The 16551-nt window shown below is 43.4% G+C and carries 13 protein-coding genes; 3 read left to right on the forward strand and 10 right to left on the reverse strand.

Features of this window, described 5'->3' with window-relative positions:
- Nucleotides 1–4 precede the first annotated feature (4 nt).
- The 6 genes from QE390_RS22120 to kdpA all read right to left on the reverse strand — a co-directional run bounded on the left by QE390_RS22120 (nt 5) and on the right by kdpA (nt 9110).
- Nucleotides 5–1711, reverse strand: a complete 1707-nt coding sequence (locus QE390_RS22120; RefSeq protein WP_307143910.1) for an ATP-binding protein — start codon at nt 1709–1711, stop codon at nt 5–7.
- Nucleotides 1708–2817, reverse strand: coding sequence for a universal stress protein (locus QE390_RS22125; protein ID WP_307143911.1), 1110 nt, complete (start codon nt 2815–2817; stop codon nt 1708–1710). The genes QE390_RS22120 and QE390_RS22125 overlap by 4 nt, the downstream gene beginning before the upstream one ends.
- 361 nt (nt 2818–3178) lie before the next feature.
- A complete protein-coding gene (locus tag QE390_RS22130; RefSeq protein WP_307143912.1) occupies nt 3179–4237 on the reverse strand; it encodes a porin in 1059 nt (352 codons plus the stop codon).
- 342 nt (nt 4238–4579) lie between these two features.
- Nucleotides 4580–5125: a K(+)-transporting ATPase subunit C gene (gene kdpC, locus QE390_RS22135; protein ID WP_307143913.1), complete on the reverse strand. Its 546-nt coding sequence runs from the start codon at nt 5123–5125 to the stop codon at nt 4580–4582.
- 35 nt (nt 5126–5160) lie between these two features.
- Entirely contained in the window at nt 5161–7206 is a 2046-nt protein-coding gene (gene kdpB, locus QE390_RS22140; protein WP_307143914.1) for a potassium-transporting ATPase subunit KdpB, read from the reverse strand.
- A 167-nt stretch (nt 7207–7373) separates the two neighbouring features.
- Nucleotides 7374–9110, reverse strand: coding sequence for a potassium-transporting ATPase subunit KdpA (kdpA, locus tag QE390_RS22145; RefSeq protein ID WP_307143915.1), 1737 nt, complete (start codon nt 9108–9110; stop codon nt 7374–7376).
- Nucleotides 9111–9174: 64 nt separating this feature from the next.
- Between kdpA and QE390_RS22150 the strand changes: the two genes are divergently transcribed.
- Complete coding sequence (locus QE390_RS22150) at nt 9175–9357, forward strand: hypothetical protein (protein ID WP_307143916.1); 183 nt, start codon at nt 9175–9177, stop codon at nt 9355–9357.
- A 337-nt stretch (nt 9358–9694) separates the two neighbouring features.
- Here QE390_RS22150 and QE390_RS22155 read toward each other — a convergent pair whose 3' ends face one another.
- Nucleotides 9695–10414 (reverse strand): hypothetical protein, encoded by a 720-nt coding sequence (locus QE390_RS22155; protein WP_307143917.1) that lies wholly within the window; start codon nt 10412–10414, stop codon nt 9695–9697.
- Nucleotides 10415–11527: 1113 nt separating this feature from the next.
- Between QE390_RS22155 and QE390_RS22160 the strand changes: the two genes are divergently transcribed.
- Entirely contained in the window at nt 11528–11956 is a 429-nt protein-coding gene (locus QE390_RS22160) for a response regulator (protein ID WP_307143918.1), read from the forward strand.
- 52 nt (nt 11957–12008) lie between these two features.
- Here QE390_RS22160 and QE390_RS22165 read toward each other — a convergent pair whose 3' ends face one another.
- From QE390_RS22165 to QE390_RS22175, 3 genes are all read right to left on the reverse strand, one after another.
- Nucleotides 12009–12530 (reverse strand): hypothetical protein, encoded by a 522-nt coding sequence (locus QE390_RS22165; RefSeq protein ID WP_307143919.1) that lies wholly within the window; start codon nt 12528–12530, stop codon nt 12009–12011.
- A gap of 259 nt (nt 12531–12789) precedes the next feature.
- Nucleotides 12790–13161: a nuclear transport factor 2 family protein gene (locus QE390_RS22170; protein ID WP_307143920.1), complete on the reverse strand. Its 372-nt coding sequence runs from the start codon at nt 13159–13161 to the stop codon at nt 12790–12792.
- Between the two features lie 19 nt (nt 13162–13180).
- Complete coding sequence (locus tag QE390_RS22175; protein ID WP_307143921.1) at nt 13181–14548, reverse strand: sigma-54 dependent transcriptional regulator; 1368 nt, start codon at nt 14546–14548, stop codon at nt 13181–13183.
- A gap of 194 nt (nt 14549–14742) precedes the next feature.
- Between QE390_RS22175 and QE390_RS22180 the strand changes: the two genes are divergently transcribed.
- Nucleotides 14743–16545, forward strand: a complete 1803-nt coding sequence (locus QE390_RS22180; RefSeq protein WP_307143922.1) for a histidine kinase — start codon at nt 14743–14745, stop codon at nt 16543–16545.
- Nucleotides 16546–16551: the final 6 nt, after the last annotated feature.

The raw sequence follows: 16551 nt of genomic DNA on the forward strand, positions 1-16551 counted from the left end.
TTCATTAATTTTGGGAAGTTACTCTTGGCAGTCGGAAGGCAAAAGTACTTCCATAGCCCAAACCCTGACTCTTGGCGGAGATGGATCCATTTTGAGCTTCGATAAAGTCTTTGGAAATGGCTAGTCCCAGACCTGTCCCTGTTTTTCCCTGCCCGTTTGGAATCTGAAAATAGCGGTCAAAAATTTTGCTGAGGTACGTCGCTTCAATACCTTTACCCTGATCTTTTACCTGAAATTCAACCCAGGAATCAAGCGGCTGAATGTTGATTTCAACGGTGCTTTGCTCAGGGCTGTACCGGATGGCATTGGTCAGAAAGTTAATTAATACCCAGGCTGTTTTCTCAGCATCGGCATAGACGGAAAGGGGGGACTCAGAACGGTTTACTTGAATGGTAACGTGACGCTGTTGAGCCGTACTCTGGATACTTTCCTGAGCTAACTGTACAATTTGCTGTACATTTACCGAAGCCATTTGCAGTTGAATATTACCCGTTTCTACCTGCGACAGTTCCAGTAATTCTCCCGTGATGCGGAGCAATCGCTGGGTGTCAGATTGAATACTGGATAATAACTGTTGCTGATCTTCCGAAAGGGAACCAATGCGGGGATCGCCGAGAAGCTGTAAGCTCATTTTTATGGCGGAAATGGGTGTTTTTAATTCATGAGACACCGTAGCAATAAAATGCGTTTTTGCCTGATCGAGTTGGTGAAAACGGGTTACGTTTTTAAGGACAATGACTTCCCCAATAACGGTAGTACCATTGATGACAGATTGTTTTTCCCGGCTGAAATATTGCTCTTGTCCATCCACCACAATGGGTAAATCTTCCGCTTTTTCCTGCAAAAGTGTTCGCAACAGATCGTTACGAAGGGCAACGTCGGGAGCATACTTGCCAACCAGATCGGACTCTTTCATGCCTAATAATCCCAGAGCCAGCTCGTTCACAAACAGGATGATCCGTTGATCATCCAAGCCGATTATGGCTTCGGGCATGGAAGCAATGACGGTTTCGATGCGACGTTTTTCAAACTGAACTTTCGCCAGATTACTGTTTTCCCATTGATCGAGTTTAATGGCCATGGTATTAAAGGCCTCGGCCAGCTCGCCAAATTCATCGTCGGAACGAAAACCTAGTCGTGTGGAATAATTGCGGGCGGCTACTTCCTTAATTTTCTGCGTTAATTCCCGAATGGGATTGGCGATAAAGGAAGGAAAATTAACGGCAAATGAAAAGGTGACGAGCAGACAAAAAGTGGCGATGCAGGTGAGTAATAAAAGGGCCGAATCGGCAGTTTCCCGAGCCGTTTCACTTTTTCTGAAAATGGCTTCTCGGTTTAATTCTGCAATGCGATGCAGGGGTAGGCGAAGGTTCTTTAAGTACTGAAATTGGGAAGTATTCCTTTTCCATTGCTCATAGCCCAGCCTGATTTGCCGGGTTAAATCCCGTTCGCCCAGCTCGGTAACGTTCTTTTCCTGTCGTTTTAATAAAGATTCAAATTGTTGAAAATCAGGAATAGACGATTTCATTTCCTGAGCATCAATCACCGAACTTAGTTCATCGACATACGTAAGCGACTCGTAATTAGCCTTGATGATGTCCTGCGAATCCTGGGCTAATTCCCGCAAAAAGTAAACGCCCAGCACCCCCAGGGCCCCGCTTACCAGAAACAGAAACCATAAGCCCAGCGATAATTTAACCTTGAGTTTCATGATAAAATAATCAAATCGATGTCCGACGCACTAAGTTCTTTCAGCAGTCGATTAAAAACGTTGGTACGCAAGATAACCTGGAAGAGGTTCAGATGAGGCTTGCCGATACAAATGGTTGTTACTTTGTATTTTTCGGCGGTAGCAGTTATGGTTTGGGCAATGTCTGGGTCGTGAATCTGAATAATTTCAGCCCCCAGTTCGGTGGCGAGTTTGAAGTTATTAATCAAATGTCGCTGTAAGGCCAGGGAAATATTATTCTGGTTTTCGCGGGGCGTGTGTACGTATAACACATACCACTGGGCATTGTAATACGAGGCCAGCCGGGCGGTTTTGCGAATAATTTTACGGGCGGTTTGGTCGGAAGAACTAACACAGGCTAAAAAACGCTCCGCCTCGAAGGTACCGGGTAATTCTTTTTCAATTTTTCGCTCTACCTGAGTCGCCACTTCCCGTAAGGCCAGTTCCCGCAGTTGCAGGATTTTTTCGGGTTGAAAGAAATTACGAAGGGCCTGTTCTACTTTGTCAGGCTGATAAATTTTCCCTTCGCGGAGGCGGGTAATGAGCTCATCGGCGGTAAGGTCGATGTTCACAATTTCGTCCGCTAACCGTAATAAATGATCGGGAATACGTTCAGTAATCGACACGCCCGAAATGCGTTCAACGGCTTCGTTAAGGCTTTCCAGGTGTTGGATGTTAACCGCTGAGATAACGCTAATCCCCTGATCCAGAATTTCTAGCACATCCTGCCAGCGTTTTTCGTTCTTGCTGCCGGGAATATTCGTGTGAGCTAACTCATCGACTACTACTAATTGGGGATGAGCCGCCAGCACGGCGGGTAAATCCATTTCGTCGAGCTCTTTGCCCTTGTAAAAAACTTTTCGACGGGGTAATAAAGGAAGGCCCTCCACCAGGGCCTCGGTTTCTGACCGCCGATGGGTTTCAACAAAGGCGATGCGAACATCCAGACCATTCCGGTGCAGAGCATGTGCTTCCTGAAGCATTCGGTAGGTTTTCCCTACACCGGCACTCATTCCAATGTAAATTTTGAATTTCCCACGTCGGGATTTTTGAATGAGTTCCAGAAAATGGCTGGTATTCGGTTCCATGATTGTAATAGGTAAAGACGCGATGGATTCCGTCTGAGTAGAGGCAACGTTTGTCTGATTAACAAGCGATTTAGATTACCCTACAGTCGCTCGGCTTTGTCGTTTGCTAGACCGTAGACAAACCAATGTTTGCCAGATTCCAATGTTTTTCAATACTATCCTACCAGAGGCCTATGTTCATTTTGCCACTCGGCAGAATCGAGCGACTGCGAAGAGCAAGTGTATCTTTTTATGTAGAGACGCGAATTATCGCGTCTGGCTGAGATCCAGTTAAGGGAAACCTAACTCGTCTCTTCATCAAATCCATAGTCGGCCTATACCCAGACGCGATCAATCGCGTCTCCACGGTTAAAATAGTTCGTTATAAGGCGATGCAAAGGGCGGTTTTCACGCTGGTATTGGTATTCGTATACGTACCATTTTTTTGAAATACGTCTTCGGAGCTGGTTAACTGCCGAGCTTCCAGTCGAACCAATACTTCCTGGCTTACTTTATAGTCAGCATTGATTGAAAATCCATACACTTTAAACGGAGCTGGAGCGGTGATGATAACGCCTTTTTTGTCCTGGTAATACTCGGCCCGGGCCGCCAGTGAAAAAGCATCAGTAATGGCATACCGCAGGATAGCTACGGGAGAATACCAGAAATTCAGATCGTTTGAACCCTTAGCCGACTGCTGCCAGCCGCTGTCAAATCCGGCGATCAGGCCAACTTTTGAGCTGAGTTGAAAAATGCCATAGAAGTTATGAAAGTAACGCATCTGCCGGGTTGAGTCCGGTTTGTCATTCCCAATGAAACTGCTGGAATTCAGCGTTATCCGATCCGATGGCTTGTATTGCACCTGCCAGCCAAACGCGAGCGTCTGATTGCCGTCTACCCGACGAATGCGTTGCCAGCCATTGAGAACCAGTCCGGAGAAAGACCATTTCCCGCTAGTGTAGGAAAGTTTAGCCCCGGTTTCGTAATAAGGAGAATTTTCGGCGAGTAAACTTCGGCTTAGCGTCCAGTTGTCTTTGCCAACGGCACTTTCAAAACCAATGTGAGAAGGCATGATCCCGGCGTCCAGCCAGAAATCTTTAGCCAGTTTTACGCCGATGTTCGCTTCGTAAACGTGACGCAGTAACTCAGGCTCGGCGGCGAGGTTATACTGAGCATACGTCCCAGCCATCAGGGCTATGTTTCCGCGAACGCGATCGGTTTGATAGGCCGCTTTTACGAAGCCCAAATTTAAATTGAATTCATTATGGCGGTTATAATTGTAGAGGAAACCGTCCATGGTATGATTGGCCGGACGGTTGAAATCATATCCGTAATATACCTCTGCATAACCGCTGACGGTTAGGGCTTTGGTAGAATCAGTCTGAGCATGAATGGTACTGGCAAATGCACTGACAAATAGAGCAGTAAGAATGGTTTTCATGAATAAAGTGATGTAATACTATAAACTGTGTTTTTCAGATTTTGTGTAGAAGTCGGGAGAAGGTTGTTAGTGTGGTTCAGTCAGCTTTTTGCTGGCAGCGAGCGGCATCGCTGAGTAGGGGTTAGGAGGTTTGTTATAAAGCCCTGGGTGGTTGCTGCCAGCGGAAAAGCTGGCAGCGGCCACGCTGGCAGCGGCTGCGTTGAGTAGGGATTAGGAAGTTTTTACAAAGTCCTGGGTGGTTGCTGCCAGCGGAAAAGCTGGCAGCGGCATGGAGAGAATTCTATTAATAGCAACTCAAAACCCTAAACCCTAAACATAACCTCCTCAACTCCCAACCTTCTCCTATAAAGACGCATTGAGAGCAAGAACATTGACCGTTTCAACACCCCCAATGAATGACCTTTGAGTGTGGTTTTTTACTAATTGTTGAAGCTGTTCTTCGGAAATGTGACGAATACGGGCGATGCGTGGAATTTGCACCAAAGCTCCCTGCACACTAAGGTCAGGATCAAGGCCCGAACCTGAGGCGGTTACCAAATCCGCCGGGATCTGGTTTTTCGGAATACCTGGGTTATGTACCAGAAAAGTATCAATGCGAGCCTGAACTTCTTTCAGGTAATCAGCATTCGTCGGGCCTTTGTTGGAGCCGACTGAACTTGCAGCATTATAACCCGCCGCCGATGGTCGACTCTGGAAATACTGATCCTGAGTAAAAGATTGTCCGATGAGCTTTGCTCCAACGACCTTGCCCTTGTGTTCAAACCAGGCTACGTTACCCTTAGTCGGACTTAACTGAGCAATGCCCCAAACGACTGCCGGATAGATTACACTGAAAAAGACAATACTAAGCAGGGTAAGTTTGAGAGCTGGAAACAGATACGTTTTCATAAAATTTCATATTTAGATAGCTGCTCATCCATGTATTAAAAGAAAACGGAAACAGCCAGATCTAATAATTTGATACCGATGAAAGGAATAATGATTCCGCCTAAACCGTAGATGAACAAATTGCGGCGGAGTAGGGCACTGGCACCGATGGGTTTATACGCCACACCTTTTAGAGCCAGTGGAATCAGCATGGGAATGACAATCGCATTAAAGATGACGGCAGAGAGAATGGCCGATTCTGGACTATGCAAGTGCATGATATTCAGGCTTTGCAGTCCGGGAATGCTGAGAATGAATAAGGCCGGAACAATCGCAAAATATTTGGCTACGTCGTTAGCAATGGAAAAGGTCGTTAACGTGCCGCGAGTCATTAATAACTGCTTCCCAATTTCTACAATCTCAATCAGCTTGGTTGGATCATTGTCTAAATCGACCATGTTACCCGCCTCTTTGGCGGCTTGCGTACCCGAGTTCATGGCTACTCCTACATCGGCCTGAGCTAGGGCGGGGGCGTCATTAGTACCGTCACCCATCATGGCTACCAACTTACCATTGGCCTGTTCCATGCGGATGTACTGCATTTTATCCTCGGGTTTGGCTTCGGCAATAAAGTCGTCAACGCCCGCTTTTTTGGCAATGTATTCGGCTGTTAACGGGTTATCGCCCGTGACCATTACCGTTTTTACTCCCATTTTCCGCAGTCGATCAAAGCGTTCCTGCATGCCGGGTTTAATAATGTCCTGTAATTCGATCACTCCCTGAACTTCTTCATTCTGGGCTACCACCAGCGGAGTTCCGCCATTTTGAGCAATGGCTTTTACGCGATCACTCATGTCTGCCGGAACGGCATTTCCCTGACGAGTGACCAGATTGCGGATCGAATCCTGGGCTCCTTTCCGAATCCGTAGTCCAGAAGGAAGATTAACGCCCGAGGAACGGGTTTCGGCGGTAAAGCGAATGAGTTCAACGCCTTCGGGTAAACTTGCTTTACTACCCTTTTGCTGGGCGAGTTCGACAATGGATTTACCTTCAGGGGTATCATCCGCCAGCGAAGAAAGCAGAGCCGTTTCGATGAACGATTGTTCACTAATGCCCGTAGCGGGCCAGAAATGCGTAGCCCGGCGGTTGCCCAGCGTGATAGTGCCGGTTTTATCCAATAACAAGGTATCTACATCTCCAGCAGTTTCTACCGCTTTGCCGGATTTGGTAATGACATTGGCCCGTAAGGCCCGATCCATTCCGGCAATACCAATTGCGGATAATAAACCCCCGATCGTTGTAGGGATCAGACAAACGAACAGCGAGATGAAGGCTACAATGGGAATGGGGGTTTGGGCGTAATCGGCAAAGGGTTTCAGGGTAATACAAACAATGACGAAAACCAGCGTAAATCCTGCCAGCAGAATGGTCAGGGCAATCTCGTTGGGAGTCTTCTGGCGGGAAGCTCCCTCGACCAGAGCAATCATTTTATCGAGAAAGCTCTCGCCCGGTTCAGTCGTCACCAGCACTTTAATCTGATCAGAAAGCACTTTTGTTCCACCCGTCACGCTGGAACGATCCCCGCCGGATTCCCGAATAACCGGAGCTGATTCTCCCGTAATGGCCGATTCGTCGATGGTGGCAATCCCTTCAATGATTTCACCGTCGGATGGAATGATGTCTCCTGCTTCACACAGAAAGACGTCCCCTTTTCGCAGTTGAGACGAAGGAACCGTTTTGATTTCTCCGACGTACATTTCGCCCAGAGGCTGGATGAGCCGGGCGGGGGTTTCTTCGCGGGTTTTTCGTAAGCTGTCGGCTTGAGCTTTGCCCCGTGCTTCGGCCAGGGCTTCGGCAAAGTTGGCAAAGAGCAAGGTCAATAATAAAACTACAAACACAATCAGGTTGTAAGCCAGCGATCCCTGACTTTGGTCGCCCGTAGCGGCAATGTATAGAGTCACCAGCAGCATCACCACTGTACCCAGCTCAACGGTAAACATAACCGGATTACGAAACTGGACGCGGGGATTAAGTTTAATGAAAGCCTGCCGGATGGCAGTCTGAACCAAAGCAGGCTCAAACAACCGGGTGGAATTGTTCATGAGATTAGAGTTTTGAGTTAGGAGTTTAGTGTTTTGGGTTATGAGTTAAGCCTAATCTCTACGTCCCAAACACTTTACCCAATCATGGAAATTATGCTATGAGTTAGGGGCTCAGTGTTTGGGTGAAGCATAAACTCCAAACCCTCAACCCAAAACTCTAGACTCAACTAAGAGAAATATTCAGCTAAAGGTCCGAGGGCTAGGGCTGGGAAGAAGGCCAGAGCAGCCAGGATGACGATGACGGCGAAGACCATGATGCCAAACGTTCCAGTGTCGGTGCGTAAGGTTCCGGCCGACTCTGGAATGTATTTCTTGGAACCAAGCAATCCGGCAATGGCTATGGGCCCAATGATGGGGATGAATCGGCTGAAAATCAGGCAGATACCCGTAGTAACATTCCAGAATGGGTTGTTATCTCCCAAACCCTCAAAGCCCGAACCGTTGTTAGCTGACGAGGATGTATACTCGTAAAGCATTTCTGAAAAACCGTGAAATCCGGGGTTGTTCAGCCAGGCAGTGGCGGTGTTGGGTTGTCCTTGGGCATTGAGGTACCACCAGCCCATGTTTACGTCGTTGGCCGCAAGGTAACTAGCGATGGCGGTCCCGGCCATGATTAACAGGGGGTGAAGGAGGGCCACAATCATGGCGATTTTCATCTCCCGGCCTTCTACTTTCTTACCCATGAATTCAGGCGTTCTACCCACCATCAATCCCGAAATGAATACGGCCAGAATAATGAATATGTAGAAGTTCAGAATGCCAACGCCGCAACCTCCGTAAAACGCATTGGTCATCATGCTTAATAATTCGGCCATCCCAGATAGCGGCATGGTGCTGTCATGCATGGCGTTAACCGAACCCGTAGAGATAACGGTAGTAATGATACTCCAGTAAGCCGAGGCCACGGTACCAAACCGAACTTCTTTTCCTTCCATTGCCCCCGCAGACTGATTAATCCCCATTTGTGCAATAGCAGGGTTCCCTTGTGTTTCGCTGTAAATGGCTGGAGCCAGCAAGAGGAGAAATCCAAGCGTCATTACGCCAAAGACCATGTAACTGAATCGGCGGTTTCGGATGTAATAACCCAAAGCAAAAATCATCCCCAGAGGAATAACCGTTTGAGCAATGAGCTCAACGACCATGGTCAAGTAATTGGGGTTTTCGAGGGGGTGAGCAGAGTTTACGCCGAAGTAACCGCCCCCGTTAGTACCTATGTGTTTGATGGCAATCATGGCCGCGGCTGGTCCTTGCGATACCTGCATGCTATCGCCCTGCATCGAAACATAAGAGGCTTTCCCGGCGGTGTTCATGGGTGTTCCGTTAAACACCAGAATCGTTGCTACGACGAGTGAAAGCGGTAACAACACCCGCGTACAGGATTTCAGAAAGAAAGCATAAAAGTTACCTAATTGAGTAGTCTGACGGTCACGAATGGCTTTAAAGACAATGACTGCTGCCGCCATACCCGTGCCCGCAGAAACGAACTGAAGGAAATTCAGACAGAAAATCTGACTAAAGTAAGACACGCCCGTTTCGCCGGAATAGTGTTGCAGGTTGCAGTTAACCAGAAAGCTAATCGCCGTGTTAAAGGCCAGGTCGGCGGTCATGTCAGGGTTACCGTCGGGATTCCAGGGCAGCCAGCTTTGATTCATTAACACAAACATGGCCCAGAAAAACCAGATGAGATTAATGGTTAGCAAAGCTTTTAAGTGCTCTTTCCAAGTCATTTCCCGAAGAGAGTCAATGCCAGAAATTCGGAAGAATAGTCGCTCAAGAGGACCTAAAATACGATCCAGAAAGGTGCGTTCCCCGGCGTAAACCCGGGCCATGTAACGACCCAGAGGTATAGAAAGGACAAGGGTAATGAGAAAAATAAGACCGATGCCCAGAAGTTCAGAATTCATTTCTTAAAAATTTTCGGGTTTCAGCAGGACGTAAATCATGTAAGCAAAAACCAGTAGCGACAGTATGAAAAGTGCGATAAACATGGCGTCAGATTTTTTCGAAATAGTCGACGGATTTGAAGAAAAGCCCGAAGCAGAGCAGGCCAGCCAGAAGATATGCGATGGTGATGAGCATGGGAAAAATGTTTGTACGTCTGTATTTATTCAAGCCCCGTGCCAACTTGAAAAAGTGTTTATATATTATTGAAAATCAGATAGATAAGAGAATTGGTTGAAGCATTGATCCTTATCGGTCTTTCATTTTGAAAAGGTCAGTTTTTCATTTTGGAAGGGTGGACGATGGAGAGGGAAATCAATTCGCTTTCGAATCTCACGTAACAGGGGCTTAAAACGCAAGAAAAACGCTTGGAGAAGAATTGAAGCGTGACCTCTAATGAACCAGTCGAAGTCAACAATCCATAGGTACGAATGGACTGCGTTAGTTGGAAAACGCAAATACCAATCTGAGGGCAAGTGCCCGTTCGTGAAAGTCGGTAAAAAGCAGGGAAAGGATGGATTGCTCTAACAATGCAGATGAAGACTATCTACTGAGGAACCGTTGATTTATTGCGTGGGCGGGGTGGGTGAAAAGGAGAAATGCGGTCTTTATATTTTAAAAAACGCCAGGAATCTTTCAGAAAGGTAGGGTAGATGGTCATTCCAAAACTGTAATACGTTCCGTTGAAATGCTGATTTATATCAGTCTGGAAAACAGAATAGCGATACCCCCCCTGAATGCCAAAACCTACCCAACGGGTAGCTTTCCACTGAACGTACATACCCATTTGAACGGGAGCAAAGAAATGACGGGTCGTACGATCAATCGGCACGTCGCTTTTTAAATCATGCGGGATGGCGTAGGCTAACCCTCCACCTACTTCCATAGGAATACTAATCATCCAGCGTTTGCTATTCTTGAGATTCCACCAGTAAAGCAGACTCGTAAACCATAAATCGGTACGCGTATAATAGTCCAGATTAATACGGTGGGCAGCTTCCTTTCGCCAGTTAATCAGACGCATATAGGTGGCATAATTCATCCAGTAATAACCCAGCGTGAGCTGGTTACGTTTAGCCCCAAAGGAAATACCCGCGTTTACTCCCCAAATGTTAACGGGTTGATGTTCAATAAAGGAGCTTCTCGAATCCAGGTTAAAGACGGCTCTGACAGGAGAAGGCTTAAGCGAGTCTTCCCGCCTCAGATCAGTCAGATTAGGAGGTGGCGAAAAAATCAGGCTGGAAAAGGAAAGTAATAATCCCAACATAAAATCTAATTTTCAAGACAAACCGAGTACCAGTAGAAGGGTCTATCCATAGACAGATAACTTACTTTTTCGCAAATGGATTCGTTGCTTAAGGTAATTTTAAGTATTGTTACCACAAATTAAATTAATGGATAAGTGTTAATGCTAATTTTGACTTGTATAAATACTTAACCTACCCGATTTTTTAATTTTATGTGGGATTTATAGATGTCAAATAAAGTTATCTGATAGCACTTATTGACTATTGAGATCACCACACTAATCCATTAAAAGCATAGCGTTTATACCAATAAGAACAGAAGAATTTTATTTATTTTCTGAGCGTAGGGTAATGATGCCAATAGTTAGGTCAAAAGAATAACTAGGTACCAACTGAGGGGGAAAGTGCATAGCTATTAATGCTTAAATATTAGATGGTTAAATGACATACTAATTGTAGCAGAACGACCAAACAAAAAAGGTTTTAGTTAGAATTTATAAAATATATGCCTCATATTAACATCGTAAACACTTGGAGTTTGTAGGGCTCTCTAGTGAGATTTGTACAGACTTTAAGTTATCATAAACCCTGACTGGGTTCCGGTTAGGGTTTATCGTGTAATCACGGAAACAATTTTGTAAGAATATCTTTATTTAAATCAATTATAAAGTAAATGCCACTAGGGAATAAAGTCTAACCTTTGATACTATACGTAGTGCTAACCGTATGGGTATACGTTATTATTCGTTTGGTCGATAAATATTGACTTTAGATAGGATGTGATTTGCAGAAACTAGAGAATGCCTATAATTTAGGCCCTGGATTTATTAACTCAGTGTTTAATCCTGGCGGTTTAAACGCTATTATACAAAAGCCTGTTCGGAATCTGGACAGGCTTTCTAGATTTAAAAGTCAAATGTAGGTATGATAACTGTAAAAATTACTAGTAACCTTGTAGGTAACTAAATACCTATAAAGTAGAAATACGTGAGTATTTAAAAAATAACTTATCTAATTAATAATAATTAATCTAATACCGAATCGATAATGCTGTTTAGAAAGTGGATTTGAATTATATTTGCCTAAGCATACACATGTTTAAGCAACCCATTTAAACAGAATAGAATATCATTATGTCCTTGCAAGGTCCAATCATTTCAGTCGAAGATGACGAAGACGATCAATACTTAATTCAGTCCGTAATTGATGAATTAGGTATTACAAACAGGCTTTTGTTTTTTAATAATGGAAAAGCTGCTCTTGATTATTTACTGGTTACGGAAGAACAACCTTTCTTCATCATTTGTGACGTCAATATGCCTATCATGAATGGGCTGGAGTTACATATGCATCTTATTTCAAACGAAGAATTAAAGAAAAAATCTATCCCTTTCATATTTTTTACAACAGCTGCGAATGCCAAACTAATTGACGAAGCTTACCAGCAAATGATACAGGGATTTTACCGAAAAGGAAGTTCATTCATAGAGTTAAAAGAGCAGATTCAAACTATTTACAATTACTGGAAAAGCTGCCTGCATCCGAGTAATTTACCTACCTAATAAAGCAAGAGCTTCAGAAATTTTCTGAAGCTTAGGTAGACATTTCCGAATATTAAAAGGTATAGCCCACTTTTGTCGTTAGAAACATACTCCCTTGTTGCATAATAGCCAGGCCGACACTGGCCAGTACACTACTTTTGCCTCTGATGCGGTAACGTGCACCCAGACCATTTTCCCAGTTAAATGAACCCGTTCCGCCCTCGTACTGATTCCAGAAATGAGAATAACCGGGATTGAGATAGAAATAAGGAGCCAGTCGTTTTTTACTGAAGTCAAAACGCATATCCACAAAAGCTAAAGCTCCATCAACTTGAGCAAGTCTGGCGTAACTAAGTCCTAAACCAATATGCAAAGATTGATTCTTAACGATTCCGTTCATAGAGGTGATCTTGAATCCCTGACTGTCTTCTGGTAGATAATAGCCTTTCCAGCCAGGGCCAGGGTCTACTTGTAGCATAGTGGTTAAATGACTAAAGTATTCTACTGCCAGGGTAGACTCAAATTTCAGACTCTGTTGAGCTAAAGCAACGGAGGGATTAAAAAACAATGTGAATAGAAAGAAAAAGTGTTTCATAATAAAATGAGTAGTTGCCTAAGGCATAGCGGAAATAAAGCTAAGCTATTCATAGTAAATAACTTGTTTACTATTGGAAGAGGCGGTCTAAGAATAAGATCCTAAAAGAAAAGAGAGACCATACTGGATCTCTCTTTTCTTTTATAACTACTCAGGAACGAGATCCCATCTCGTTCCTGCCCTAAGACAGGTTCCCATCTGTCGTTACTTCCAAGCTTGTTACGCAGAGTGAGTGAAGGATAGCTTACATTAGTATTGTCTAACTATAGTCACTAATTCGGGTAATCTTGCCTTTCTTTATTTCGAAAACACTAACTCCCCGAAGGTTCAGTTGTTGTCCTGCTTTGGTAGGATCTGGAAAGTCAGCAGCAAAAGTTGCTTGGTAATCAATTTCAATAGCTATGGAATTCTGGGATTCAGTTATAAATCGAATGGTTTGTTTTCGCTCCGAAAAGTAGGCTAATGATTGCACCGCTAGGCGTTCAAATTCGACTTTAGTATGCGTTGTTATGCCTTCAGAAGCGTTGGAAACATTCTCAAACAGAACATCATCTTCCAGGAGAGCAATCATACCGGGTACGTTCTTGGAATTGTAAGCCTCAATGTACTTTTCAATCAATTCTTTGTTCATAACTGTCGTAATAAGGGGGTTATTCATTCAACTGGTACTCTTCAATTTTTCGGTATAAGGTGGTCAAACCAATGCCTAATAATCGGGCTGCTTCGGTTTTATTACCTTTTGTATGTTGAAGAACTTTCCTGATATGTTGCTGCTCGATCACTGAAAGTTCAAAAGAATCGATTGACTGATTTTGCGTATGGAAAGGTAACGTTTCTGCTTTTAATAAGCCAGTATCTGACAGAATTAAAGCCCGTTCAATTACGTTTCGAAGCTCTCGTATGTTGCCCGGCCAGTTATGTTGACTCAATTGTTTTAAAAAATCAGGTTCTATCGTTTGAAAGGGGATTCGTAAGCGGCGAGATAAACTTTGAGCAAGTCCCTGGGCCAGGATCGGTAAATCACTAAGCCGTTCGCGGAGAGGAGGCAAATCCATCTGAAAAACGGAAAGGCGGTAATATAAATCTGCCCGGAAATGCCCCTCCTGACTTTCTTTTAACAAGTCTCGATTGGTAGCTGCAATGATGCGTACATTCACCTGCGTAGGTTTGGTGTCACCCACTCGGAAAAACTCCCTGTTTTCCAGCACCCGTAGCAGTTTAGCCTGAAGATCCAGTGACATTTCGCCCATTTCATCCAGAAACAACGTACCGCCGTTAGCCTCTTCGAAGAGCCCTTTTTTATCTTTGGTGGCTCCGGTAAAAGCTCCGGCCCGGTGGCCAAACAGTTCACTTTCCAATAATTCCCGAGAAAAAGCCCCACAGTTGATGGCCAGAAATGTTTTAGTCCGACGATTACTTTCGCGATGGATGGCCTGGGCAAAGAGTTCTTTTCCCGTACCTGTTTCTCCAATTAACAAAACGGTCGTATCCGTATGAGAAACTTTTCGAGCCAATTCTTTTGCCTTAAGAATAGCCGGTGATTCTCCCTGAATATCTTCCAATGAAATGAGTTTTTCGCTGACCTGATTTTCCAGTTCACGAATTCTGAATTGCAGGTTCGCTTTCTCGACTGCCTTCGAAACCAGGGTAATAATTTTATCGTTGTCATCGCCCTTAACCAGGTAATCGAATGCCCCATTTTTTATGGCCTGTACACTATCAGGAATCGTTCCGTACGCAGTAAGTAATAAAATCTCGGCAGATGGATTAATCTGTTTCACTTTGGGAACCGTTTCCAGCCCATTTCCATCAGGAAGTCGAACGTCCAGCAAGACTACTTTAATCGTTGGATGGAGTTGAAGCAAGGTTAAGCCCGACTGAATATTTTCAGCCTCCAGCACTTCATATTCTTCTAATCGAAGCAGACGGGCCAGTAAATTTCTAAGCCGGGTTTCATCGTCTACCAGCAGAATTTTGGTTTGCATAAAAATAGTGGCAATGGCTGCACGTAAAGCCATCGCCAAATATAGAGTATTGTCAAGGGCAGTTTTAATGATCTGGCAAGTATACTTTCATTCGTCGTGGTTGTGGCATTTACCTTTACATGAAAAGATTCATGCATTTACCCCACCAGTCTAGGGCTTCATCCCATTTATTTTTAGGGACGAATTCAGGGCACTTCTTTTGTCACTGAACCATTTATGACAAGAACATGATCGGCTTACCCAGACACCAAACCGTTTTTATTGCCCAACTTAGCTTGTTGCTATTGTTTTTTAATTTTGCAAAGTATATAGAGCATCAACTGTACTTTTATATAAAATACGGGCTGTTTAGTCTATTCTATTGTTCCATGGGTTTGTTGAGCTATCAGTTGTTCATTAAACCTATTTTTATCAATAATTTTAATAAAACCACTTTATATAAATTACTATTATTTATTAGTGTATTAGGTCTAAGTATATTTATTGATTCAATCATAGGAAATCAGGAAAGTACTGACGTTAAACAATATTTAAATAACCTCATTGATTTTAAAAAGAATATAGCCATGTTTAATCGGGCTTTGCATAGCGGTCCCGAAAGGAGCATGTTGCTAGTTGGCTTGATGAAGTTTGCCATATTTTTTATAAGTTTAGGCTTTTTTTACTTATTAGTGGATAGTTATTATAGAAAGAGAGAACTGTACATAGCTAATCAACAATCAGAGCTTTTTTTGCTGAAATCTCAGATTAATCCACACTTTTTATACAATGCACTCAACACAATTTATGGGCAGGCTATAAAAGAAAGATTGGATACTTTTGCTGACTTAATCCAGCATATGGCTTTGCAAGCCAGAAAGAAAGTTCTGAAAGAGTCTGATTATAAAACGGTTACCTATTCCGAAAATACAATACTATACATTGTTTCCATTGCTATTGGAACATTAGCCTTTATTCATTCTTTGCTTATTTCTTTTTTTTCTAGCGACCCCCAAAAGGCAAATTTTATTGCTCATGCTTGGGTTAAGATGATATTGAATCCTCAGGGAGCTTTGGCTAGTTCTATTCTTTTTTCAATTTTTACTTTAGTGCACTTTAAAAAAGTTTTTAAACCGATTTGGTTTACTAATTTAAATAGAAATACGATATTTTATAAGTTGCCATTGTATGTTTTAGGTTTATTCATTTTAGCTGTGTTTTATTCGATTATTATGAATATTCAAAATGAGCTCAATACCTGGTTAATACGAACGAAATCACCTTATGCACTTCCATCTTTACCTGGATCTGATTTGAAGTATGTTTGGGAGAAGGAAATAAATGTAGATTTCTATGTAGGAATCATTCGAAGTGTTGTAGTCATATGCGTTACTAGTATTATTCCCTACGTAATTACCGCTATCATCTATACATCCCTTATGTGGATTTCCCAGTCTAAAAATCTGGAAAAGCAATTGAAAGAACAGAAAAAGCAGGAGAGTAATAGCCATTTATTAACGCAATTGCAGGGTTTATTAGGCATAGAAGAGGAATTAAAAGGAACTGCAACGGAGGAAAGTTTGCAACAATTAATAAGTTTAATGGACTATGTACAACAAACCGATGGACAAACCAAGGTGCCGATTGCGGAAGAAATTCATTTTATTGATGAGTACATCAGATTTCAGCGAAAAAGGTTACCTACGGATGCCGATATTGACCTTCAAGTTGAATTTCCTTCGTACATTCCTCCTAAAGAAATAGCTCCGTTAGTATTGATTCCCTTTGTTGAAAATGCGTTTCAGTATGGCATCAGAACGGACGCTCCGTGTTGGATTTGTCTGAAAATCAGTGTCAATGAGCAACAGTTAGCTATGCAGTTAGCTAATACCATTGTGCCTAAAACGATATTACAGGAAAAATCTGGGATTGGCTTAAGTAATGTGAGCAAGCGTCTGGAGTTGATGTATCCTACTCAGCATACCTTACAAATAGAGTCGGATGAACAAACGTTTCGGGTTGATTTGAGGATCCAGTTGAAAAATATTTAATCGTGT

The organism is Siphonobacter sp. SORGH_AS_1065 (genome assembly GCF_030818595.1).
Lineage (GTDB): Bacteria > Bacteroidota > Bacteroidia > Cytophagales > Spirosomataceae > Siphonobacter.

Excerpts from the sequence above, each read along its gene's own strand:
- QE390_RS22170 (WP_307143920.1), bottom strand. The coding sequence starts at position 13,161 with ATGAACAAAGAATTGATTGAAAAGTACATTGAGGCTTACAATTCCAAG.
- QE390_RS22175 (WP_307143921.1), bottom strand. The coding sequence starts at position 14,548 with ATGGCTTTACGTGCAGCCATTGCCACTATTTTTATGCAAACCAAAATT.
- QE390_RS22120 (WP_307143910.1), bottom strand. The coding sequence starts at position 1,711 with ATGAAACTCAAGGTTAAATTATCGCTGGGCTTATGGTTTCTGTTTCTG.
- QE390_RS22165 (WP_307143919.1), bottom strand. The coding sequence starts at position 12,530 with ATGAAACACTTTTTCTTTCTATTCACATTGTTTTTTAATCCCTCCGTT.
- QE390_RS22150 (WP_307143916.1), top strand. The coding sequence starts at position 9,175 with ATGAAAAGTGCGATAAACATGGCGTCAGATTTTTTCGAAATAGTCGAC.
- QE390_RS22155 (WP_307143917.1), bottom strand. The coding sequence starts at position 10,414 with ATGTTGGGATTATTACTTTCCTTTTCCAGCCTGATTTTTTCGCCACCT.
- QE390_RS22180 (WP_307143922.1), top strand. The coding sequence starts at position 14,743 with ATGATCGGCTTACCCAGACACCAAACCGTTTTTATTGCCCAACTTAGC.
- QE390_RS22130 (WP_307143912.1), bottom strand. The coding sequence starts at position 4,237 with ATGAAAACCATTCTTACTGCTCTATTTGTCAGTGCATTTGCCAGTACC.
- kdpA (WP_307143915.1), bottom strand. The coding sequence starts at position 9,110 with ATGAATTCTGAACTTCTGGGCATCGGTCTTATTTTTCTCATTACCCTT.
- kdpB (WP_307143914.1), bottom strand. The coding sequence starts at position 7,206 with ATGAACAATTCCACCCGGTTGTTTGAGCCTGCTTTGGTTCAGACTGCC.
- QE390_RS22160 (WP_307143918.1), top strand. The coding sequence starts at position 11,528 with ATGTCCTTGCAAGGTCCAATCATTTCAGTCGAAGATGACGAAGACGAT.
- QE390_RS22125 (WP_307143911.1), bottom strand. The coding sequence starts at position 2,817 with ATGGAACCGAATACCAGCCATTTTCTGGAACTCATTCAAAAATCCCGA.
- kdpC (WP_307143913.1), bottom strand. The coding sequence starts at position 5,125 with ATGAAAACGTATCTGTTTCCAGCTCTCAAACTTACCCTGCTTAGTATT.